This is a genomic window from Acidimicrobiales bacterium (assembly GCA_041394185.1).
Taxonomy (GTDB): domain Bacteria; phylum Actinomycetota; class Acidimicrobiia; order Acidimicrobiales; family Poriferisodalaceae; genus JAAETH01.
On the sequence record JAWKIQ010000001.1, the window covers coordinates 994,593 to 1,016,109 of the forward strand.

Sequence of the window (21,517 nt, forward strand, 5' to 3'; positions counted from 1 at the left end):
CCGTCAGCGATCCTTCGAAGCTATAACCCCGTCGGCTTCCAGGGCTTCGAGCTCGGCGGCCGGCTTACCCAAGATGCCACCCAGTACGTCGGTGTTGTGCTGTCCCAGCGCCGGCGCCACGCCTTCGGCGACCGCAAGGTCTGCGGGGTCGACTGTGCGTATCGGGAAGCCGGGCACCGAGACCGGCCCGGCCAGCGGGTCGGCGACCGTGCGCACCGTCGCCCGCTCGACCAGATGCGGATGGTGCATGGCCTCCCACACGCTCAGAACGGGTCCGCAGGGCACGCGGTGCGCCTCGAGGGAGGCCATGACCTGCTGGTCAGTCTCGAACCGCGACATCCACTCTTCGATGATGTCGGTGAGAGCGTCGCGGTTGGCGATGCGCGCCGGGTTGCCCTTGAATCGCTCGTCGTCGGCGAGCTCAGGCATGCCCATCGCCGCGAACAGGTTGCGGACCTGGTTCTCGGCGCAGAAGACCACGATCCATCCCTCGGGGCCCTGGAAGGCGCCCGCCGGCGAGATGGGCTCATAGTGGCGACCGCGGCGCATGGCCTCGAACTGGCCGTCGGTCATCGACTCGGCGTAGACGGCCGTCTCGTGCATCTGGAACAGGCAGTCGACCAACGAGATGTCCAAATGGGTGCCCTTGCCGGTGCGTTCGCGCCGAAACAGGGCGTGCCCGATTGCTCCCCACGCATGCACTCCTGCGTTGGTGTCGGCCATGCCGATGCCTACAAACATGGGCGGGCCGTCGGCCTCACCGGTCAGGTGCATGACCCCGGTCATCGCCTGAGCGATGAACTCGAAACCCGGCCGCTCGGCCAGCGGACCGGTGTGCCCGAAGCCGGTGATCGAGGCCATGATGACGTCGGGCTTGATACGGCGCAGGTCGTCGTAGCCGAGGCCTCGGCGATCGAGGACACCCTTCGAGAAGTTCTCGACGACGATGTCGCAGTGCGGCACCAGCTCGCGAATCAGCCGCACACCGTCGTCGGTCGACAGGTCGACGCAGAGGCTCTTCTTCAGCCTGTTCTGCTGGATGTGGTTGCCGGCCCTGCGGTTGAGCCTCGGGCGCCCGCCCCTGTTGGGGTCGCCGTAGGGCGGCTGCTCGACCTTGATCACCTCGGCGCCCAATTCGGCCAACATCCGGGTACACGCCGGGCCGGCGAGATATTGGGTGAAGTCGAGGACTCGTACGCCCTGTAGCCACTGGTCAGATTCCATCGGGTGCTTTCGTAGCACCTCGGACGATCTCCGGTCGAGTCGGTCAGGCGGTTACCATGGCTGCGTGGCACATGTTCACGAGTTCGTGATCGCAGCCAATCGTCTTCCCGTCCGACGCGACGATCAGGGCGGCTGGACCCTCAGCCCCGGTGGGCTCGTTACTGCGCTCATCCCGGTGATGCGCAAGCGGTCCAGTTCGTGGATCGGATGGTCCGGCGAGGCCGCCGATCCAGACACACCCAGCAGCATCGAACCATTCGAGCACGACGGGCTGTACCTAGACCCGATCTCGCTGTCGCAGGACCAGATCGACGACTACTACGAGGGGTTCTCGAACGGAACGATCTGGCCGCTTTATCACTCGGGCGCACTCAGCACGCAGTACCACCGTCATTGGTGGGACGCGTACCGTCGAGTCAATGCGGCATTCGCCCGTCGCGCCATCGAAACCACCGCCGAGGGCGGCACCTTGTGGGTTCACGACTATCAACTGCAGTTGGTGCCGAAGATGGTTCGCGATGCCAGACCCGACGTGCGCATCGGGTTCTTTCTGCACATCCCGTTTCCTCCGGCCGAGCTGTTCCAGCGCCTGCCGTGGCGCACCCAGATCGCCGAAGGTCTGCTGGGCGCCGACATCGTCGGCTTCCAAACCCCCGAAGACGCCCAGCTGTTCTTGTCGGTATGTCGTCGGATGCTCGATACCCCAGGAACCTTCCTCGAGGACGACAATGCGACCCTCGACTGGGAGGGTCGTGAGGTCACGGTGGGAGCGTTCCCCATCTCGATCGACGTCGAGAGCATCGAGGTCAAATCGCGCGAGCCCGACATCATCGCCGCCGCGGCCGACCTCTGGGTGCAGGTCGGCAGCCCCAAGACACTGCTGCTGGGCGTGGATCGCCTCGACTACACCAAGGGCATAGACGTTCGGCTCCGAGCGCTGCACGAGTTGTTGGCCGATGGTGACCTCGATGCGGGCGACGTAGCGCTGATACAGGTGGCGACCCCCAGCCGCGACGACGTGCGGGGCTACGCCGAGATGCGCGAGCGCATCGAGCGCTTGGTGTCGGTGATCAACGGCGACTTCGCCACGATGGGCACCCCGGTGGTGCACTACCTGCACCAGAACTTCCCGTTCGACGAGCTGCTGACCATGTACGTCGCCGCCGACGTGATGCTGGTGACCCCGTACCGCGACGGCATGAACCTGGTCGCCAAGGAATATGTGGCGGCACAGACGTCGGGCAGGGGAGCGCTGGTGCTGTCGGAGTTCGCGGGTACCGCCGTCGAATTCACCGACGCATACCTGTGCAACCCCTTCGACCTCGATGGGCTCAAGCGGGTGCTGCTGGACGCCATCAATGCGCCGGCCGAAGACAAGCGGCGACGCATGGACGCCATGCGCAGCCGCCTGCACTCACACGACGTCCACCGCTGGGCCGGAACGTTCCTGCACGAACTCCGCTGAAGCTCGGGTAGGTAGTCCGCGGGTCGGGGTGCCATCATTCGACGATGGCCGATGTGACACTCGACGAATTCCGCTCACGCATCAACTCGTTCTTTGACGAAGTTCTGCCTAGCGCACTCGATGGCGTACAGGGGCGGGTGGCCAGGGCGAAGACCTGGCGCGCAGCCCTGTACGACGCGGGCCTGGCCGGCATCGACTATCCCGTCGAATACGGAGGTCTGGGTCTGGGGGCGCAGTTCAAGGCTGCCTATACCGAGCTGAGCGCAGGCCGAGTACCCACCGAAGAAGGCGCGTACGGCATCGGCATCGGAATGGCGCTGCCCACCGTCCGCGACCACGGCAGCGAGGCCTTGAAGCAGCGGTTCCTGAAGCCGGGTCTGCGCGGCGAGGAGATCTGGTGCCAGCTCTACAGCGAACCCGGCGCCGGGTCTGACCTGGCCTCGCTGTCGACGCGAGCGGTGCTCGACGGCGACGAATGGGTCATAAGCGGCCAGAAGGTCTGGACGTCTGGTGCCATGGACGCCGACGTCGCCATCTTGCTGGCGCGCACCGATCCCGACCAGCCCAAGCACCGGGGCATCTCGATGCTGGTCATCGACATGCGCCAAGAGGGTGTCACCGTTCGCCCGCTGAAGCAGATGACCGGCCACGCCGAGTTCAACGAGGTGTTCATCGACGAGGCGCGGGTGCCCCGAGACTGGGTCGTCGGCGACGTCAACGACGGCTGGCGGATGGGCACGGCGCTGCTGGCGCACGAGCGCGTTCAGACCGGTGTCTCGTCGACGCTCAGCGACCCCAACTCGAGATCCAAGACCGGCCGCGTGCCCATCCGGATACAGACGCTCATGGAGCTCGCCCGCCAGCAAGGGCGTTCACAAGATCCCACGGTGCGCCAGGAGCTGGCCCGGCTTTACACCGGCGAGCAGATCATCGGCTACCTGCGCCAGCGGGGCACCCACCCATCGATCGGCAAGCTGTGGAGATCGATTCAAGGGCTCGCGGCAGCCGACACGGCCGCCCGTTTGCAGTTTGCCGGTGGTGTCGCCTGGAGTGACGGCGACGTCGACCCCGACTGGTATGCCTTCCAGATCCTGAACTGTCGGGGCATGCGCCTGGGTGGCGGCACCGACGAGATCCAGAAGAACACGCTGGGCGAAAAGGCCCTGGGCTTGCCACGCGAGCCCGCAGTCGACAAAGACGTGCCCTTCCGCGAGCTGCGCACGGGCACCCAGCGCTGAACCAGGCATACCTGCCGACAACCAGAAAGAGCCGAGATCATGGATTTCGAGAACACGGCACGGTCGCACGACTACCTCGAACGCCTCGAAGCGTTCATCGCCGACGAGGTGGTGCCGCGCGAAGACGAGGTCGAGCAGGCCCGCCAAGCGGCACCGGCCGCCCAGCCCACGGCAGTCGAGGAGCTGAAGCGCAAGGCGATGGAGGCCGGGCTGTGGAACCTCAACGTGAGGCACCCGCAGTACGGTCCCGGCCTCAGCTCGGTCGAATATGCACCCTGGCCGAACGGCTCGGTCGGTCGAGGCTGGCCCAGGAGGCCACCAACACCGACGCGCCGTCTTCGATAAACGGTGACGCCCTCATCGCCTATGGCTCGTCCGAACAGCGCGAGCGATGGCTGTTGCCCCAGCTCGCAGGCCAGATCAGGTCGGCATTCGCCATGACCGAACCCCAGGTCGCCTCTTCGGATGCCTCCAACATGGCGATGGTCGCCGAGCGCGACGGAGACGGCTGGCGACTCACCGGCCGCAAGTGGTGGATCAGCGGTGTGCTGCATCCGAACTGCGCATATCTGATGACCATGACCAACACCGTTACGGCCGGTGAGTCGCCCGACGGGCGTCACAGCCGCCACACGGTGTTCATCGTGCCCCGCGACGCACAGGGGCTGACCGTGGTGCGCAACCTCCCCAAGTTCGGCTATCTCGACACCGACGGCCATTGCGAGCTCGAGTTCGACGGCGTGCGCGTCGGCGACGACGACATCGTGGGCGATGTCGGCGGTGGCTTTGCGGTTGGTCAGGCCCGCCTGGGCCCAGCGCGCGTTCAACACTGCATGCGCACCATCGGGCTGGCCGAACAGGCTCTGGAGCTGATGTGCAAGCGTGCCGACAGCCGTGAGACCTTTGGGGCCAAGGTGTCGAGTCGTGCCAACGTGGGCGACTGGATCGCCGAGTCGCGGATGGACATCGACGCCTGCCGTCTGTCGGTGCTGCACACCGCCTGGCTGATGGACACCAAGGGTGACAAGGCGGCCGCGCCTCACATGTCGGCCATAAAGGTGCAGGTGATGCGTATGGCCACCAGTGTCGTAGACCGGGCGATCCAGGTGTACGGCGCCGCCGGTGTCAGCGACGACACGCCCCTGGCGCGTATGTTCGCAGGCTTGCGCGGCCTGCGCATAGCCGACGGCCCCGACGAGGTGCACCTGATGTCGATAGCGCGCCGCGAACTGCGCCGCCAGCTGGGCTAGCCGACCTGGCGTGCTGGGCTAGTTGACCTGGCGGTTCATGCCCTCCCAGTAGGGCTCGCGCAGCTCGGTCTTCAAGACCTTGCCCGAGGGGTTGCGCGGGATCGTCTCCATTCGGGTGACCGACGTCGGGCACTTGAACTTGGCGAGCCGCTCGGTGCAATAAGCGATGATGTCGTCCTGCGACGGGTCGGTGCCGGGCACCGGCGTGATGATCGCCATCACCGTCTCGCCCCAGCGCTGGCTGGGCACACCGATCACCGCACAGTCGGCTATTTCGGGATGGCTCATCAGAACGTTCTCGATTTCGGCGGGATACACGTTCTCGCCGCCCGACACGATCATGTCCTTGACCCGGTCGCGGATGAACAGGAAGCCGTCTTCGAGATAGCCGGCGTCGCCCGTGGCGAACCAGCCAAACCCGGTCTCGTCTCGGCCCTCGGGATATACGGCCTCGGTGGCCTCGGGGTTGCGCCAGTAGCCCTTCAGGTTCTGAACTGTGCGGCACCACACCTCGCCGATCTCGCCGTCGGGCAGATCGTTGCCCTCCTCGTCGACGATGCGCAACTCGACCCCGTCTACGGGACCACCTGCCGAGCGCAGCAGGTGAGCCCGAGGACCGCCCGGGTCGTGGTCTTCTGGCATCAGCAAGGTGATGGCGCCGGTGGTCTCGGTCAGCCCGTAGGCCTGACAGTGGTCGCACTTCAGCAGCCCCATCGAAGCGATGAGAACCTCCTCGGTGATCGGCGAGGCGCCATAGAGGATCTGCTCGAGCGACGAATAGTCGACGTCGGAGGCGCCCGGAATCGTCGGAAGTACCTGCAGAAGTGCCGGCACCATGAACGCGTGGGTGACGCCGTGGGCCGGGATGTCCCTGAAGATCGCACCCGGGTCGACGTCGCGGTGGATGACGTTCTTCATGCCGTTGTACAGGCCGATGATGGCCACGCCCGAGCCGCCGATGTGGAACAGCGGCAGCATGTGCATCAGCACCTTGTCGGAGTTCAGCCCCATCTTCGACGACAACGGACCCACGATGCTGAACAGGTTGCGGTTGCTCAACTCGGCGCCCTTGGGCAAACCGGTGGTGCCCGACGTGTACAGCTGCACGGCGGTGTCATCGATGGTGGCGGCGACCATGGGGTCGGTCGTCGTGGCATCGGCGATCCATTGGTCGAACTCGACGTGCTGGCCGTCGCCACCCACGGCGACTATCAGCGGATCGGCGGCCAGGTTCATCTTGGCCAGGTGGCCGAGGAACTCGTTCTCGAACAGCACCACCTTGGCCTCGGCGTTGTCGAGGATGTACTCGATCTCGGGCGGCGCCAGACGCCAGTTGACCGCCACGGTCACGGCGTTCAGCTTCGCCGCCCCGAACGTGAACGCGAAGTACTCGATCAGGTTCTTCGCAACGTAACCCACGCGGTCCTGGTTGCCGACACCGGCCACGGCCAAGGCGTTGGCGACGCGGTTCGACAGCTCGTCGAGCTGGGCATAGGTCAACTCGACGTCTCCGGCCACCAAGGCGACCTTGTCGGGGTTGTTCGCGGCATGGAACCTGGTGATGTCGGCGAGGGTGTTGAGGTCGGGCATTTGGGTCAGTCTCCGGCTTCTAGAACGGTCACGGAACCGGCGGTGCCGTCGACTTCGACCAGCATCCCGTCGGCCAGTTGTTGTGTGGCACCTTCGACGGCGACCACACAGGGAATACCGAGCTCACGCGAAACGATCACCGCGTGGCTCATCAGGGCGCCGACGTTCACCACGACGGCGGCCGCGGGCAGGAACAGGGGAGTCCAGGACGGATCGGTGAGCGGAGCCACCAGCACCTCGCCCGGCTCGAGATCGACGGCGTCGGAGGGGTCGAGCACAACACGCACTCGCCCCTGGGCGACACCGCTGCAGCCGGCGTCGCCGCGCAACACCGCGCCGACTCCGGCCGTTTGGGCCACAGCCCGTGACGCTGCATCGGCCTCGAGATCCTCGAGGCTCGGCACCTCTTCCTGGGACCGGATGAAGAACCGCGGCTCGACCGCTGAATAGCGCCGGAACAACTCGGCGCGCTCGGCGATGACACCAAGTAGTGAAGCTGGGTCTTCGAGGTACTGGCCCAGCTCTGTTCTGGGATACAGCAGCGCCACCTTGACCGGATCGGGCTCGCCCCCGCGCTCTGCGGCTCGCCTGACCAGCTCTCGATAAACCTGCTTGGCCGGCAGACCTACCCTGACGGCCCGATCGCGGGTGGCCTCGCGGGCCTGGGACCAGAACGGGGCGGCCTTTACGGCCTTGTCGAAGTTCATTCGGTCGAGGAGCTTGACGTGGGGCCTGATCCGCGCCACGGCCGCATCGCGTTTGGAGCCGTCGTCGCCCAGGCGCCCTTTGGGACTGAGGTCGCTGGTCGCCAGACGCATCCGGTCTATCGCCACGAGCGCCAGTTCGGGGGTGTTGTCCCAGGTTCGCGACGACAGCTCCCAGTCGTTGGGGCCGCGGTGACCGTGGTCTGCGATGAACTTGCCGAACCGTCGGTTGAACTCGACTGCGTCGGCGTCGTCGGGGAGACGGTCGAGGAGACCGCTGACGCCGCCGTCGAACGCCGCAGTCAATGACGTTGACGACTTCACGAACGATGCGATCGAGTAGAGCTGCTGGCTGTACTGGGCAGACAGCACGTCGCCGGAGGCGCCCAGAAGGTGGGTGACAAGGCCCGGCTCGCCGGCGGCCGCGGCAGCATCGGCCAGGATGCCGGACACGATGGCAGCGATGGCCGTCGACTTCATGTGATTGGCAAAGAGTGGGCCGAAGGCCTTGGGGAAGTCCATCAGATAGGCATACAAGTCGGCGTCGGGGGCATCCAACGATGGACGCCTGTCCTCGTAGGCCGCGGCCTTGCGGAAGCTGTCGGGGACGATCTCGGGCAGCTCCTTGGTTGCGAGGGCGCCCAACACCGTCTTCAGAATCCGCAGGCTGGACTTGATGCTCTTGTCGCCCTTACGGGGTTCGTATGGCGGCGGGTTGCCCTCGCCGAAGAAGGCGACGTCGATCGCCTCGGCCGACGAACCTGGGGCCCGGACGCCCATCATTCGCAGGTACGAGAGGTTCAGGTAGGTGTAGCCGCCGTAGAGACCGATGATGACCGGATCGTCAGAGGAGAAGTCGCCCTCGGTGTAGATGCCCAGATCGGCGTAGGCCTCGCGCCAGGCCCGCTCTGCGGGCACCACCCCCAGTTCGTAACCCAGCGCGGTGACGACCTCGGGAAACACCTCGCCGACGTTGCCACGGGTGTTGATCGGCCATCTGGGGTCGATCTCGCCCTCGATGATCCAGCGTGTCGCCATGTAGCCCCCTTCGTTGGTGTGACGCCCGTCGCAGTCTACGGCCTCATCTCGTGGGCCGCCTTGTGGTCACCCATAGCGCGCGTTATGGTTTCGCCATGCTTTGGGAGAATGAGGCTGCGGAAGCGGCCGAATAGTCACCCTGAGTAGCCGTTCGGATGGGCTGATTTGGGCACATTCGTGCCTTCATCCCAGGCGAACACCTGCGGGCAAACTGAGACACTGCAACCGCTGTGCGGCTGCACCAACACGGGGGAGGAGGCGCAACAATGAAGCGTTCGACCTGGAGCTGAGACTCAAACAAACATCGGGGCCGGCCCTTGGGGGTCGGCCCTTTCGTTTTTCCTTACCGATCGTGTCGCCCACGTGTCTGATTGGCCGGGGTTCCAACCTGTTCTTTGTACCAATCAGGCCTAGGATCAGCTGTCACCCATAGAAGTTTGCGTCAGGGGTGATGTGCGAGCCATAGATGAATGGTCACTCAGGTCTATTGTGAGTTGTTCACCACGCCGTGTGGTGTATCCATGCGGCGCTGCCGCCACCCGTGTGGTGGCGCGTGGAATGACCGCCAGGGCCGCCAAGCCGGCCATGGCGAGGCCCACCTGGGCACCGCGCCCTGGACCGAAGAGCTCGATGAACAGGCCACCGAGCCATGCTCCGGCACCGTTCGAGATGATTATCAGCGCCTGCAACATGCCGAACACGACCGCCCGCCGATCGGAGGGGATGCGTTTGCCGACGATGATGTTGGACGTCATCGATGTCTGGTAGACGAACCCCAGTGTGAAGAAGGCGATGAACAGCGCGACGGGACGTGATGAGAGGCCGATCAGCACGGCGGCCACGGCGGCTGCACCGATAGAGACCACGAGGTTGCGGTAGTACAGGCGCCTGTCCGAGCCCGCGGTCGACACCACGGTTATCGCAAAGATGCTTCCCGCTGGCGCCAGCATGGCCAGAACGCCGATCATCTGGGGCTCGAGGTCGGCGAGTTCTTTACCCAGGACGGGCGACTGGGCCTGAACACTCATTCCGGCGGCAATGGTCAGCATCGTGGCCAGTACGGCGTTGCGCGAGGTCTGGTCGCGTCGCAGGAAATCGATGCCGCCCATGAACGTCTCGCGGATGCTGGGTGACTCACCAGCGGCGTGACGCCGGGCCGTGATGCGCCCCAGGATCAGTGCCGAGAACGCAAACGTGAGGGCGTCTGCCAACAACACCTGGCGCGCGTCGAACCAGCCAACCAGCAGCCCGCCGAGCCCAAGGCCGCCCAGCGTCGCCGCTTGAAGCGACAGATGCCTGAGCCTTATTGCGGCGTCGTACTGGGTGGTGTCGACCGACTCGACGATGGTCGCAGACACGTTGGCCTCGAACACCGGATCTGCACTGGCGCTGATGAACAGGATCGCAAAGAAAATTGGCAGCGGCGGATCGAGAAGGGCCAATGCGACAAAGGCGGCGCCGCGCAATGCGTCGCAGTTCACCATGACGGTTCGCCGCTGAAATCGCTCGGCCCACGCAGTCAGTATCTGACCGAAGCCGAAATAGGGCGCAATGAATATCAGGGCGGCCGTGCCAACGTAGACGGCGCTGCCCGTTCGATCGAAGATCAGGATGCCTATAGCGAGGCGGGCCGACCAGTCGCCGAGCTGGCTGATGATCGAAGCTATCCAGACCTTCCTGAAGTCGCGCGAGTCGGGGAGACGGGGAAATGCGAGCGCGGCCTTCACAGAGCGGCGAGCGTAGACCGCCCACGTGAAGGTGACAATGGCGGCATTGGAGCGCTTGGAGGTGTGTCCGCAACCGCCCAATGGCTCAGAGCGCATGCCCACCCGGTTTGGGATGAGTTGATGGCGAAGTGCACACTCGGGCCATGAACAGCGCTGACACACCGGTCGAGGTGGGGGTATCGATCCCCCGGGGCGACGACATCGGGCGGCCCCAGCTCGAGCGATGGCTTGACGCCGTTGCAGGCGTTGGCCTCGACCACGTCTTCACGGCCGACCACGTCTCGTTTCGTGGCGGCCTGGGTATGGACGGCCTCATCCAGATGGCCTACGTGTTGGGGGCCAATGACGAGCTCAAGGCGTGCGTCGGGGTCTATCTGCTGGCGCTGAGGCACCCCACGGCGGTGGCCAGGCAGCTGTCGACCCTGTCGGAGTTGGCGCCCGGGCGCCTGGTGTTCGGCGTCGGGGTGGGTGGCGAGGATCGCTCAGAGATGTGGTCTGTTGGGGTCGATCCTGCCAGCCGGGGTAGACGTACAGACGAATACCTCGAGGTCGTTCGGCTGCTCGCCACCGGCGAAGCGGTTTCCTACGAGGGCGAGTTCGTCAACCTCGATGGCGTGGCGGTGAGGCCAGCTCCCGAGCCGCGGGTGCCCATAGTCGTCGGCGGCCGTTCGGACGCTGCCGTTCGGCGAGCTGCGCTGTTGGGAGAGGGGTGGCTGGCGTCGTGGTGCTCGGCCAACCGTTTCGCGTCTGCCCTGGCAGACGTGTCCCAGACGGCCGCCGCTGCGGGACGCAAGGTCGAGCGGTGGATCCACGGCATGCAGTTGTGGGTTGGCGTGGGCGACGACGTCGCTACGGCCAAGCGCAGGGTCGGGCCTGCGATGGAGGCGTTCTACGGAGTGCCGTTCGGGGCGTTCGAGCGATACACGCCGGCAGGCACGCCGGCCGACATCGCCCAGTTCCTGGCCCCATACCGCGACGCCGGCGCAGCGATGTTCAACCTCACGCCCATCGCCGGGTCGGCACAAGAAGGTGTGGAGGCCATCGGCGAGGTCAAGCGCCTGCTGGCCCAGGGCTGACCACACCCGACCACTCGAGAAACGCTCGAATCAGAGCCGCTCCGGCGGGGTGCTCGGAAGTCCAGTACTCGGGGTGGAACTGCGTTGTCACCATGTGTCGGTCCTCGTTCACCAGCATCTGCACTGCGGACAGCGCCGTCGACGCCATGTTGACGAACCCCGGGGGCTCGCTGGGAACCTGCCACGAATGGTGCTGACGAAACACTGCTGCTTGGCCTATCGCCTGTGTCAGCGGGTGGTCGGCTGTCGTGTCGACCGGAAGGTACCCAGACTCGGTGGTGGGTGTGTTCTCGCCGTCGACGACCGGTACAGAGTCGACCCCCAGGGCCCTTGCGATCAGTTGGTGCCCTCCGCAGAAACCGAACGTCGGGCGTTCGGTGTTGGCAACCAACTCGAACAGCGCATCGGCCTCGGCACCGAAACTGGCCGGCGCCACCGAATTGCCCGACACGAAGATGGCCTCGACCTCGATCTGGCGGAACAACTCGGGCGATAGGCGGTCGTATCGGACCAGGTGCACAGGCCGCTCGGCGAGGTCCTCGAGACGATAGGTCAAGCGGGTGCGCGCGGCGTCGAGGCGCTCTGACACCCGGCTGTCACGGTTGTGCCTGGGTTCTGTGTCGACGAACAAGATCACCCTACGATCGTCGCATGTCGACACGAGTTCCGGGAACCCCCGATGGTTGCGAGCGCATCGCGTATGTGGTCGTCCACCGCGAAGACGCCGCCTTCAGCGATGTATATGGCGGCGGAGGCAACATCATCGGCCTCGATTGCCATCTGGTCCGCCCGGTGGGGCAACCATCGGACACGGTCTATGTGTTCATGCACCCGACCGGCGGGGGTATGTACCTGCCCATCGTGCCCGGTCTCGCCCGCGCCGGACACCACGTCATCTGGGCCAATTCGCGCTATCGCGGTGTCGACTCGGCGCTGATCATGGAGAAGGTCGCTGCCGACCTGGGAATGGCGATACGCGACGCAAAGGAGCGACTCGGCTATTCGAAGGTGGTCCTCATGGGCTGGTCCGGGGGAGGCTCTCTGTCGATGTGGTACCAGTCGGTGGCCGAATCGGGCACCGGCATCGTCGACACCGCGGCTGGCGACCCCTACGAGGTCGAACCGCTCAACATGCCCCCGGCCGATGTCATCGTCATGTCGGCGGCCCACATCAGCCGTCACGGGATCCTCACCGAGTGGCTCGATCCGTCCATCACCGACGAATCGCGGCCTTTCGAGCGCTCGACGGCGCTGAACTTGTACGACCCGGGCAACCCCGCTCGGCCGCCATACAGCGCCGACTTCGTCGCCGAGTTTCGAGCCGCCCAGGTGGCGCGCAACCGGCGAATCACTTCGTGGGTTCAGCAGACGCTCGACGAGGTGCGCGCATCGCGCATGCCAATGGCAGAGCGGGCGTTCACCGTTCACGGCACGATGGCCGACCCCAGATGGCTCGACACGACAATCGAGCCCAACGGACGACCGGCGAACCACTGCTATCTGGGCGTTCCGGAGGTGGTCAACGACGGTCCGGTGGGTCTGGCCCGCTTCTCGACGCTGCGCAGCTGGCTGAGCCAGTGGAGTTACGACCACGCTCGGGCCGATGCGTTGGTTGCGGCCGCCGGAGTGTCGGTGCCCGCCATGGTGTTGGGTGCCGGATGCGACGACGCTTGCACCCCCAGCCACACCGAACGCCTGCACCAAGCGCTGCTGGCCAGGCCAGCGGGCTCGGTGACGTACAAGCACGTGGTCGCCGGCGCGGGCCACTACTTCGGTGGCCCCGACGGCAGGCAGCACCTGGCCGAGGCCGTCGAGCAGGTTGCGGCGTTCGCCCAGGCCAACCTCTAGCTCAGCGCCATGCAAAGACCGGCTGGTCGAAATGGGCCACGGGGCTGTGGTCGGCGTCGAGGCCCAGAAGGCGGAACTGATACATGAGGGCCGCCGTCGGCGCATGAATCTCGCCGTCGAACACCGGCAGTTGCAGCACCGGCCTGTCGGTCTCGGGAATGGTCATGACTCGCGGCGAGTCGGCTCGGGTCAGTTCGCTGAGCGGTATGTGGTGGATCGACTCGACCTCGGATGGGTTGGCGCGCAGATTCGAGGTGTCTTCGACCCAGAACACGAAGCCCGAGATGACGTACCCAGAACGGGTGGGGTAGTCGTCGAGACGGCCCAGAAGGTCGGCCTGGGTCAAAGCGAGGCCAACCTCTTCCTCGGTTTCACGGATGGCGGTGTCCAGCGGGGTTTCACCGGCGTCGATCCTGCCACCCGGCAGCGCCCATTGACCGCTGTGCCCCTTCAATCGCGGCGACCTTCGGGTCAGCAGCACCCCGGGCGTGCCGCTCTCGTCGGCTGCCGCGATGACAGCCACCGCTGCAGGTTTGGAGCCCTTCGTCGGCAGCAGGCGGGGGCGATGCGCTGCGATGCGCCCGCCGATGAGCGTTCTGAGGCTGTGGTCGAAGGTGTCCACGGCTATAGGTCGATGGCCAGCGATTCGAGAGCTTGCTTCGAGCACCATTCGAGCGTTGCGATGTGTGTCGCCCGCAGCCTCACCGGCGGAGCGTGACCGGCATCAAAGGCCTCTTGCCAGCGCGGCGCGCACACGCACCAGCCGTCGCCGTCTTTCAGGCCGGCGAACCCCAACTCGGGTCGGGGCGTGGACAGGTCGTTGCCGACCGACTTCGAGAACTCGAGAAAGTCGTCGGTGACGACGGCGCACACCGTGTGCACTCCCATGTCGCCCGGCCCCGTATTGCAGCAACCGTCTCTGAACCAGCCGGTGATGGGGTCGCGGCTGCACTCTTCGAGCTGTCCGCCCAGCACGTTGCTGGCAGCTCGCGCGGTTTCGTCAGGCATGAAACCAACCTATAGGCGTGGGAGTCAGTCGTCGCGTCCTGGCTTGCGCCTGTGCGACTTGGTCTGCGAGCGGCGCTTCTTGGCCTCGACCCGACGGCGCTGCGACGACCGCGACGGCTTGGTCGGCCTGCGCTTCTTGGGGCGCACCAGCGCCTTGGCCAGCTTGTCCTCGAGGCGGTCGAGGGCCAGGTCACGATTGCGGGTCTGAGACCGGGTGTCGTCGACGCTGACCCTGACCTCGGAACCCAGCTTGGCCTCGAGACGTTCCTTGATCGCATCGTCCAGGTCGGCGTCTGCGATGATCAAGCTCGCTTCGACCCTGGTGTTGGATCGATTGGCGTGCTGCCCACCCGGACCGCTGGACGTATCGAATCGCCAGGTGACGATCGACGAATCGACCGACACTCCCTGGCCTATGTGAAGCGAGCGATCCATGGGCCCATCCTCACAAGATCTGGTTCAGAACCGACACGGCAGCAAAACCGATGGCAAACGCCACGCCACCCGAGCGCCATTTCAGCCACCCGGCTGCGGCGATGACGGCGGCCAAATACCAAGCCCAGTTGGTGCTGATGCTGCCGTCGTCGATCAACAATGCGTTGGCTGCGATGGCCGACAGCACCGCAGGCCCGACCAGTTTGAGTGTCTCGGCCACCGCCGGGCTGACCTCGAGGCCCAGACTCACAGCCACCACCGCCCACCCGCGAATCGCCAGGGTGGCGACTCCCACAGCGCGAACAACGCCAGCGGGCTCATCGGGCCGAGCCTTGGCGTCGGGCGAGGCGCAGTTGTGCAACCCGACCGGCCGATATGCCCAGCAGCCCACCCACGACGATGTTGGCACCCTGCGGAAGGTCCTTGGACACAACAGCCGCAGTGGCACCCACGGCACCCGCGACCATCGACGGCCGGTCGCGCAGGGCGGGCAGCGCCAGCATCAGGAACATCAGCGGCATGGCAAACCCGATGTCGACGCCATCGGGGATGGTGGCTCCCACGGTTGCTCCCAGTATCGAAACCACCCACCAGGTACAAACGATGATCGTCGTGCACGTCATGGCGTAGGCCAGCTTCGCGTCCGGCTGCTCGTCGGGGTCGCGGTCGACCATCACCAGTGCGGCGACCTGATCGGCCATGCCATAGACCAGCCACATCCTCTTGGGCAGTGGATACAGCGAGTACGCCGGCGCCAGTGCTGCGCTGTACAGACCAAACCGCAAGTTGATCAGAACCGCGGTGGCGATGGTCAGCCACGCAGCGGCGCCGGCGTCGATCGAGTCGAGCACCGACAGCTGCGCAGCGCCTGCGAACATCAGCCACGAAGCCGACACCCCAACCACGTTGTTCACCGAGCTGTCGGCTACGGCAACGCCGTAGACCAGGGCGAACGGGGCCATGGCGACCACGAAGGGCACCACGTCGCGAACGGCGCGCCTGCGAGCGCTAGAGATCGGATCGTCGGTCAATAGCGTTCGTCTCGGACGCTCGCGTAGGCGCCGTCGCCTACGAATATGGGCTTGGTGGTGTCCCACCCGATCTCGGGGTCCTCGGCCCCGCCGGTTGCAGCCACCGATGCCAGGCGGCCCCACTCGTCGGCCGATTTGGCGGCGCCGCCACACCCGCCCACCGCCACGACCAACCGCTCGGAGACCTGCCCGACGTAGGGCCGACCGTGGGCGGTGTAGGTCACTACGCAAGGCTTGTGCGCCCACTCGGCGAACTCGACAGCGGGCAGGCTGGCCTGCAGCACCTCGGCCAACATGTCGGCCTCGGACCGGCTTCCACCAGCGGCGAACCAGGCACCTATGTCGTCGCCGCCCGAAGCGATCTGCACATCGAGCGCGTCGCCGCCGATCTTCAACCAGACGTTTCCGTCGGCAAACACCGACGGAGGCGTCCAGTACACCCCGTCGATGTCTTCACGCCCGACGTCGTCGGCGATCAGCGAGGGCAACACCAGCGACTCGGGCTGGGCAGGCCGGGCCAGGGCAACTGTGCGGAGGCGCCGTTCGAGCAGCAGATCGACCCCAGCGGCCGCGGCGCCATATGGCCCGGTCGCCAGAACGACGCTGTCGAACTCGAAGCGTGCCGAGCTGGTGGTGACCACCGTGACGCCGCCGGCGTGCTCGTCCACAGCGGTCACGCGGTCGTCGACCAGCGCGGCGCCGCCAGCCGCGGCAAGCGCCCGCTGAGCTGCGACCATCCGACGCGGATTGATCGCACCCGCCGCACCGGCCTCGACAGCAACCGGAGCTTGTGTATCGGCGGCCAACGCAATGCCGTACCGCTCGGCTATCCAGGCTGCGTCACGCAGGACCACCTGTGCTCCGTTGGCCGCGCCTATTTCGGCGGCCAGCTCGACCCGTGCCGAGCTGTACACCAGCCCCGCACGGTCATGGAAGTTGATCCCCGATCGAGCCTCGATGTCGCCGTAGCGCTCGATCGAGCGTCTGGCGGCGATCGACCACACCGGGTCGGGATCGACTATTCGCGTCACCCGACCCTCGTCGTGGTGGCTGGCGAACGTGCTCAGCTCGGCCGAACGTTCTTCGGGCACGCCTATGAGGGTGACGTCGTTCCCGGCCTCGGCCAGGTGGCGCGCCGCGGCCGAGCCGATCAGTCCGCTACCTACCACTGCGTACTTCGGAGCCATCGACGCAACCGTATTCGACACCGCGAGGGGTAGCTGGCAGAGTTTGCATATGACGAGCATTGAAGCCATCGGTCCAGACCTCCGCAGTGCCGCCGCCAGCCTCGACGCAGACACCATCGAGTTGCGGCGCGCCATCCACGCCGAGCCCGAGCTGGGCCTGGACCTGCCGATGACTCAAAAGAAGATCACCGATGCCCTCACCGGACTGGGCCTCGACATCAAGCTCGGCGAATCGACCACTTCGGTGGTTGCCGATCTCGACACGGGCCGCAGCGGCCCAACCGTGCTGTTGCGCGGCGACATGGACGCCCTGCCCATGCAGGAAGATCACCCCAGCTCGTTCAAGTCGAAGTACGACGGTCGAATGCACGCGTGTGGTCACGACGCCCACGTATCGATGCTGGTCAGCGCGGCCAAGTTGCTTTCGTCGAACAAGGGCGAGCTCACCGGTCGTATCCGCTTCATGTTCCAGCCCGGCGAGGAGGGCTTCGGCGGGGCCGAGTACATGATTCGTGAGGGCGTGCTCGACGGGGTCGACCGGGCCTTCGCCATCCATGTGTTCACCAGCGCCCCTGCGGGCTATGTCGCAACCCGCGGCGGTGCCCTGATGGCCAGCGCCGACAAGTTCGAGGTGACCATCCACGGCAAGGGTGGCCACGCGTCCATGCCCAACTACGCCGTCGACCCGATACCGGCCGCCGCAGCGACCGTCACCGGGCTGCACACCATGGTGGGGCGTTCGATCGATGCGACGCTGTCTGGCCTGGTCACCGTTGCCCACATCCAAGCCGGAACCACCAACAACGTCATCCCGCCGTCGGCGTACATGGAAGGCACCATCCGCGCCCACGACGAGCACACCAGGGCCACGCTCAAGGCCAACATCGATCGAGTCGCCCAGGGCACCGCAGCGGCCCACGGCTGCACCTGCGAGACCCACGTCACCCCCGGCTACCCGGTCACCATCAACGACCCAGAGCAGGCGGGCCTGGTGGGCCGGGTGTCCACGGCCCTGCTGGGCGAGGGTCACTATGGCGAAATGCCCAGACCGGTCATGGGCGCCGAAGACTTCAGCTATGTCCTGAACAAGGTGCCGGGTGCCATGGCATTCCTGGGGGTCTGCCCCGAAGGCGACGATCCGCACACGACCGCCCCCAACCACTCGAACCTGATGCGCATCAGCGAGGAACCGCTCAAGGACGGCGTCGCCCTGTACGCAGCGATGGCCATCGCCATGGCCAACTAGCCCGGGCCCGCAGTACGGTCGGCGCCATGTCCGAGACGACGATCTTCACCGCACGGCGAATCCATACGATGAACCCGGCCGTGCCAACGGCCCAGGTCGTGGCCGTGCGCGACGGGCGGATCCTGGGGGTCGGCACAGTCGAGGAACTGGCCCGGTGGGGTGATCACGTCGTCGACGACCGCTTCGCCGACAAGGTGATAGTGCCCGGGTTCGTCGAGGCCCACAGCCACCTGATGTCTGGTGGGTCCTGGGAACACACCTATGTCGGTTTCTTCGACCGTCGCGACCCCGCCGGCAAGGTGTGGAGCGGCTGCAAGACGATCGACGAGGTCATCGACAGGCTCCGCGAGGCATCCGATGCCATCGACGACCCCGACCAGCTGATGTTGGCGTGGGGCCTCGACCCCATATACCTCGAGGGCGAGCGTCTGGCGGGCGCTCATCTGGACGCGGTCAGCGAGCGGCGGCCGATCTTCGTGTATCACGCCAGCGGACACCTGGCTACGGTCAACACCGCGCTGATGGAGTCCGAGGGCATCACCGCCGAGAGCCTCACGCCAGGTGTGCAGAAGGGCCCGGACGGGCGCCCCAACGGCGAGCTGCAAGAGCCTGCGGCCATGAGCCTGGCCAAGGAGGCATTCCGGACTCTGGGCCGCAGCTTCAGCACCGAGACGGCCATGTGGAACTATGCCCACGAGGCCCGAAACGCCGGCCACACCACGGTGTGCGACCTCGGCGCCGGGTCTGTGGCCGACTGGGCGGTCGACGCCTGGCGCAGCGCCACCGACAGCCCCGACTATCCCGTGCGTGTCATGGTGGCCGCCCGCCTTTGGGGTGACGCTGCCGGGGCAGCCGATATGGCCCAGCGCGTCATCGAGTTGCAGGCCGAGTCGTCCGACAAGCTGCGTTTCGGCATTGTGAAGCTGGTGTTGGACGGGTCGATTCAAGGCTTCACGGCCAGGCTCAGCTGGCCGTACTACTTCGACGCACCCGAGGGCCACGCCGAGAACGGCTTGTGGCTGATACCGCCAGAACAGATGCCGGGACTGGTCGAGACGTTCCACCGCGCCGGGCTGACGGTCCATTGCCACTGCAACGGCGACCAGGCTGCCGAGGTGTTCATCGATGCGGTCGACCAGGCGTTGCGCAACCATCCGCGCTGGGATCACCGCCACACCGTGCAGCACTGCCAGCTCACCACTCCTGCTCAATACGCCCGCATGGCAGCCCAGGGCATGGAGGCAAACATCTTCTCGAACCACATCTTCTACTGGGGCGATCAACACGTAGCACTCACCGTGGGTCCCGAGCGTGCGGCACGTATGGACGCGTGCGCCACCGCCCAGCGGCTGGGTGTGCCCTTCTCGTTCCATTCCGACGCGCCGGTCACCCCCATGGGGCACCTCCACGTCATGTGGTGCGCCGTCAACCGGCTGACCTCTACGGGTCAGGTGCTGGGGGCAGAGGAAGCGATCAGCGTCGAGAGCGCGATGCACGCGGCGACCCTGGGAGCGGCGCGCCAACTGCGGATGGATCACGAGATCGGATCGATCGAGGCGGGCAAGCTGGCCGACTTCGCGATCCTGGACGATGACCCCTTCGAGGTCGAGCCCCAACGGCTCAAAGACATCGGTGTGTGGGGCACCGTGCTGGGTGGAGTGCCGTTTGCGGCTGCCTGACGCTGCGCCTCGGTGGGGTCAGACGCAGAACCCGCTGCCGGGGTCGACACCACGACTGCACAACGAAACAGCGTTTACCGTTTCGAGTACGAACGTCTCGCCACTTTCGTGTTCGGTGGCCGTTATCTCGAGGCGTACACCCAGCTGGGCGTCGTCTTGCAGGCCGATGACGTCGACGGTTATCGAGTTGACGTCGCCAACTTGTGGCGCCGCCACCACGACCACATCAGGCGGCGGCGACAGCGGAACCAGGGTGTTGGCCACCAACACGCCCAGGTCGGTCAGGGTCTCGGCGATAGGCAACTCGCCGGCATCTGCCACGACCTGGGCTGTGGCGTCCTCGCCGAAGCCGATGTAGCCGACGTATGCGGCGCGGACCCAGCCATCCGCGCCACCGGGCGTGATGACGTAGTACCAGAACGACGGAGGATCGCCGGCGATGCGCGTCTCGCCGCCGGCCACGACGTCGGTCTCAAGCGGATCAAGTGTGGCCACGATGTCGTAGGTGTGGAAGGGGCCCGACCTGACGTTCAGCACATCGTCGTGATCGACCCCGACGACGGCCAGAACGTCGCCCTCACGAGGTCCGAAGTCGACGACCTCGCTGGCGACGGTGGTCGACGTGGTGCCGGCTTCGGTGGTCGTGCTTGTCGAGGGGTCGCCCTCGCTGGTTGTCGTGGCCTGGGTGGAAGAGGTCGTGCCGTCCGGCCCGGCTGTGGTCGGCGGTGTCGGCACCGTAGTGGTCGTCGTCGAGGGGCTCGGCGCAGAGGTACTGGTGGTCGTCGACTGGGTCGTATCGATCGTGGTTGTGCTGTCGCTCGAGTCCCCGCATGCAACCAGGGGTGCCACCAGCATTGCGACCAACAGTGCGAACAGACGGCGGGACCCGGCGCGAGACATCACAGTGGCATTGTGAGCCCACCGGCCCCGGTTTTCAACGCACCGGTGCGCTGGACCAACGGTGTCGTATGGGTGAAGATGGCCTCATGGAACCTTCCGAACCGCCGAGCTACACCGATATCGCCGGTCGCGTTCTCACCATGATCGATCACACGAGCCTGGGCGACAACGACACCGAGGCCGATATCGCCCGCCTCTGTGCTGAGGCGGTGACGCCTCACGGTGGGGTCGCGTCGATCTGCACGTGGCCGAGGCTGATCGCCATCGCTCACGAGTTACTGGGCGGGGGAGAGGTCGGAATCGCCTCGGTGTCCAACTTCCCCGCAGGCACCGGCGACATCGACGCCGTGGTGGAAGAAGCCCTGGGCGCCGTTGCCGCCGGCGCAACCGAGATCGATGTAGTGGTGCCGTGGGCAGCCCATCGTGACGGCGACCTCGAGGCCGTCGCGCGGCTGGTCGGCGCGGTGCGAGACGCCCTCGAAGACCACACCGTGCTGAAGGCGATCCTCGAAACCGGCGAGCTCGCCGACGACGACCTCATCAGGTCTTGCGCCACAGCCGCCGCAGGGGCCGGTGCCGATTTCCTCAAGACGTCGTCGGGCAAAACACCACGGTCGGCCACCCACGAAGCTGCCGAGATCCTTCTCGAGGTCGCACACGAGTTCCGCGAGAAGGGCCACACCGTCGGCGTGAAGATCTCGGGTGGTGTTCGAGACCTGGCCGCAGCGTCGGCCTACCTCGAGATCGCCGACCGGGTCATGGGGCCCACATGGGCAACCCCGTTCACCTTCCGCTTCGGTGCCAGTTCGCTGCTGCCCGACGTACTGCAGCACCTCGACGGCTGACCCCGAAATTCAGGCGACCGCCCGCT

The 21,517-nt window shown here is 66.0% G+C and carries 21 protein-coding genes; 9 read left to right on the forward strand and 12 right to left on the reverse strand.

What is annotated here, in order from left to right; all coding sequences use genetic code 11:
* Positions 1 to 3: 3 nt before the first annotated feature.
* Positions 4 to 1,224 (reverse strand): CoA transferase, encoded by a 1,221-nt coding sequence (locus R2770_04690; protein ID MEZ5279747.1) that lies wholly within the window; start codon positions 1,222 to 1,224, stop codon positions 4 to 6.
* 64 nt (positions 1,225 to 1,288) lie between these two features.
* Here R2770_04690 and R2770_04695 point away from each other — a divergent pair, with 64 nt between their 5' ends.
* Genes R2770_04695 through R2770_04710 form a run of 4 tightly spaced genes read left to right on the forward strand, consistent with a single transcriptional unit; the run spans position 1,289 to position 5,177 of the window.
* The gene (locus R2770_04695) at positions 1,289 to 2,689 is read left to right on the forward strand and encodes a trehalose-6-phosphate synthase (GenBank protein ID MEZ5279748.1); all 1,401 of its coding nucleotides are present in this window, start codon (positions 1,289 to 1,291) and stop codon (positions 2,687 to 2,689) included.
* A gap of 44 nt (positions 2,690 to 2,733) precedes the next feature.
* On the forward strand, positions 2,734 to 3,927 hold the full coding sequence (locus tag R2770_04700; GenBank protein ID MEZ5279749.1) for an acyl-CoA dehydrogenase family protein: 1,194 nt from the start codon (positions 2,734 to 2,736) through the stop codon (positions 3,925 to 3,927).
* A gap of 39 nt (positions 3,928 to 3,966) precedes the next feature.
* Positions 3,967 to 4,272 (forward strand): acyl-CoA dehydrogenase family protein, encoded by a 306-nt coding sequence (locus R2770_04705; protein ID MEZ5279750.1) that lies wholly within the window; start codon positions 3,967 to 3,969, stop codon positions 4,270 to 4,272.
* A 53-nt stretch (positions 4,273 to 4,325) separates the two neighbouring features.
* On the forward strand, positions 4,326 to 5,177 hold the full coding sequence (locus R2770_04710; protein MEZ5279751.1) for an acyl-CoA dehydrogenase family protein: 852 nt from the start codon (positions 4,326 to 4,328) through the stop codon (positions 5,175 to 5,177).
* 18 nt (positions 5,178 to 5,195) lie between these two features.
* On the opposite strand, the gene R2770_04715 is transcribed toward R2770_04710, so the two are convergent.
* From R2770_04715 to R2770_04725, 3 genes are all read right to left on the reverse strand, one after another.
* A complete protein-coding gene (locus R2770_04715) occupies positions 5,196 to 6,767 on the reverse strand; it encodes a long-chain-fatty-acid--CoA ligase (GenBank protein ID MEZ5279752.1) in 1,572 nt (523 codons plus the stop codon).
* 5 nt (positions 6,768 to 6,772) lie between these two features.
* Entirely contained in the window at positions 6,773 to 8,509 is a 1,737-nt protein-coding gene (locus R2770_04720) for a PEP-utilizing enzyme (protein MEZ5279753.1), read from the reverse strand.
* A 416-nt stretch (positions 8,510 to 8,925) separates the two neighbouring features.
* On the reverse strand, positions 8,926 to 10,332 hold the full coding sequence (locus tag R2770_04725) for an MFS transporter (protein MEZ5279754.1): 1,407 nt from the start codon (positions 10,330 to 10,332) through the stop codon (positions 8,926 to 8,928).
* Positions 10,333 to 10,379: 47 nt separating this feature from the next.
* Here R2770_04725 and R2770_04730 point away from each other — a divergent pair, with 47 nt between their 5' ends.
* On the forward strand, positions 10,380 to 11,312 hold the full coding sequence (locus R2770_04730; protein ID MEZ5279755.1) for an LLM class flavin-dependent oxidoreductase: 933 nt from the start codon (positions 10,380 to 10,382) through the stop codon (positions 11,310 to 11,312).
* Here the strand turns inward: R2770_04730 and R2770_04735 are convergent.
* The gene (locus R2770_04735; protein MEZ5279756.1) at positions 11,287 to 11,949 is read right to left on the reverse strand and encodes a gamma-glutamyl-gamma-aminobutyrate hydrolase family protein; all 663 of its coding nucleotides are present in this window, start codon (positions 11,947 to 11,949) and stop codon (positions 11,287 to 11,289) included. The two genes, R2770_04730 and R2770_04735, sit on opposite strands and share 26 nt — an antisense overlap.
* Positions 11,950 to 11,963: 14 nt before the next feature.
* Between R2770_04735 and R2770_04740 the strand changes: the two genes are divergently transcribed.
* Positions 11,964 to 13,160: a hypothetical protein gene (locus R2770_04740; GenBank protein MEZ5279757.1), complete on the forward strand. Its 1,197-nt coding sequence runs from the start codon at positions 11,964 to 11,966 to the stop codon at positions 13,158 to 13,160.
* 1 nt (position 13,161) lies between these two features.
* Here R2770_04740 and R2770_04745 read toward each other — a convergent pair whose 3' ends face one another.
* Genes R2770_04745 through R2770_04770 form a run of 6 tightly spaced genes read right to left on the reverse strand, consistent with a single transcriptional unit; the run spans position 13,162 to position 16,821 of the window.
* Positions 13,162 to 13,782, reverse strand: coding sequence for a CoA pyrophosphatase (locus R2770_04745; protein MEZ5279758.1), 621 nt, complete (start codon positions 13,780 to 13,782; stop codon positions 13,162 to 13,164).
* 2 nt (positions 13,783 to 13,784) lie between these two features.
* A complete protein-coding gene (locus R2770_04750; protein MEZ5279759.1) occupies positions 13,785 to 14,168 on the reverse strand; it encodes a DUF2237 domain-containing protein in 384 nt (127 codons plus the stop codon).
* Between the two features lie 24 nt (positions 14,169 to 14,192).
* Entirely contained in the window at positions 14,193 to 14,603 is a 411-nt protein-coding gene (gene arfB / locus R2770_04755) for an alternative ribosome rescue aminoacyl-tRNA hydrolase ArfB (GenBank protein MEZ5279760.1), read from the reverse strand.
* A 10-nt stretch (positions 14,604 to 14,613) separates the two neighbouring features.
* On the reverse strand, positions 14,614 to 14,898 hold the full coding sequence (locus R2770_04760; protein ID MEZ5279761.1) for an AzlD domain-containing protein: 285 nt from the start codon (positions 14,896 to 14,898) through the stop codon (positions 14,614 to 14,616).
* A 22-nt stretch (positions 14,899 to 14,920) separates the two neighbouring features.
* Positions 14,921 to 15,634: an AzlC family ABC transporter permease gene (locus tag R2770_04765; protein MEZ5279762.1), complete on the reverse strand. Its 714-nt coding sequence runs from the start codon at positions 15,632 to 15,634 to the stop codon at positions 14,921 to 14,923.
* Positions 15,631 to 16,821, reverse strand: coding sequence for an FAD-dependent oxidoreductase (locus R2770_04770; GenBank protein ID MEZ5279763.1), 1,191 nt, complete (start codon positions 16,819 to 16,821; stop codon positions 15,631 to 15,633). Before R2770_04770 ends, R2770_04765 begins: the two co-directional genes overlap by 4 nt.
* A gap of 49 nt (positions 16,822 to 16,870) precedes the next feature.
* Here R2770_04770 and R2770_04775 point away from each other — a divergent pair, with 49 nt between their 5' ends.
* Positions 16,871 to 18,067, forward strand: a complete 1,197-nt coding sequence (locus R2770_04775) for a M20 family metallopeptidase (protein ID MEZ5279764.1) — start codon at positions 16,871 to 16,873, stop codon at positions 18,065 to 18,067.
* A gap of 26 nt (positions 18,068 to 18,093) precedes the next feature.
* Entirely contained in the window at positions 18,094 to 19,746 is a 1,653-nt protein-coding gene (locus tag R2770_04780; protein ID MEZ5279765.1) for an amidohydrolase, read from the forward strand.
* Between the two features lie 18 nt (positions 19,747 to 19,764).
* Here R2770_04780 and R2770_04785 read toward each other — a convergent pair whose 3' ends face one another.
* Positions 19,765 to 20,646 carry an SH3 domain-containing protein gene (locus R2770_04785; protein ID MEZ5279766.1) on the reverse strand — a complete coding sequence of 294 codons (882 nt, stop codon included), beginning with the start codon at positions 20,644 to 20,646 and terminating at the stop codon, positions 19,765 to 19,767.
* An 86-nt stretch (positions 20,647 to 20,732) separates the two neighbouring features.
* On the opposite strand from R2770_04785, the gene deoC reads away from it, so the two are divergent.
* Complete coding sequence (gene deoC, locus R2770_04790) at positions 20,733 to 21,491, forward strand: deoxyribose-phosphate aldolase (protein ID MEZ5279767.1); 759 nt, start codon at positions 20,733 to 20,735, stop codon at positions 21,489 to 21,491.
* The last annotated feature ends 26 nt before the right edge of the window (positions 21,492 to 21,517 follow it).

What these genes read in the sequence shown, in the direction of transcription:
- R2770_04700 (MEZ5279749.1), top strand. Translation starts at nt 2,734, where the DNA reads ATGGCCGATGTGACACTCGACGAATTCCGCTCACGCATCAACTCGTTC.
- R2770_04725 (MEZ5279754.1), bottom strand. Translation starts at nt 10,332, where the DNA reads ATGCGCTCTGAGCCATTGGGCGGTTGCGGACACACCTCCAAGCGCTCC.
- R2770_04770 (MEZ5279763.1), bottom strand. Translation starts at nt 16,821, where the DNA reads ATGGCTCCGAAGTACGCAGTGGTAGGTAGCGGACTGATCGGCTCGGCC.
- R2770_04730 (MEZ5279755.1), top strand. Translation starts at nt 10,380, where the DNA reads ATGAACAGCGCTGACACACCGGTCGAGGTGGGGGTATCGATCCCCCGG.
- R2770_04785 (MEZ5279766.1), bottom strand. Translation starts at nt 20,646, where the DNA reads ATGTCTCGCGCCGGGTCCCGCCGTCTGTTCGCACTGTTGGTCGCAATG.
- arfB (MEZ5279760.1), bottom strand. Translation starts at nt 14,603, where the DNA reads ATGGATCGCTCGCTTCACATAGGCCAGGGAGTGTCGGTCGATTCGTCG.
- R2770_04740 (MEZ5279757.1), top strand. Translation starts at nt 11,964, where the DNA reads ATGTCGACACGAGTTCCGGGAACCCCCGATGGTTGCGAGCGCATCGCG.
- R2770_04750 (MEZ5279759.1), bottom strand. Translation starts at nt 14,168, where the DNA reads ATGCCTGACGAAACCGCGCGAGCTGCCAGCAACGTGCTGGGCGGACAG.
- deoC (MEZ5279767.1), top strand. Translation starts at nt 20,733, where the DNA reads ATGGAACCTTCCGAACCGCCGAGCTACACCGATATCGCCGGTCGCGTT.
- R2770_04690 (MEZ5279747.1), bottom strand. Translation starts at nt 1,224, where the DNA reads ATGGAATCTGACCAGTGGCTACAGGGCGTACGAGTCCTCGACTTCACC.
- R2770_04780 (MEZ5279765.1), top strand. Translation starts at nt 18,094, where the DNA reads ATGTCCGAGACGACGATCTTCACCGCACGGCGAATCCATACGATGAAC.
- R2770_04705 (MEZ5279750.1), top strand. Translation starts at nt 3,967, where the DNA reads ATGGATTTCGAGAACACGGCACGGTCGCACGACTACCTCGAACGCCTC.
- R2770_04720 (MEZ5279753.1), bottom strand. Translation starts at nt 8,509, where the DNA reads ATGGCGACACGCTGGATCATCGAGGGCGAGATCGACCCCAGATGGCCG.
- R2770_04775 (MEZ5279764.1), top strand. Translation starts at nt 16,871, where the DNA reads ATGACGAGCATTGAAGCCATCGGTCCAGACCTCCGCAGTGCCGCCGCC.
- R2770_04715 (MEZ5279752.1), bottom strand. Translation starts at nt 6,767, where the DNA reads ATGCCCGACCTCAACACCCTCGCCGACATCACCAGGTTCCATGCCGCG.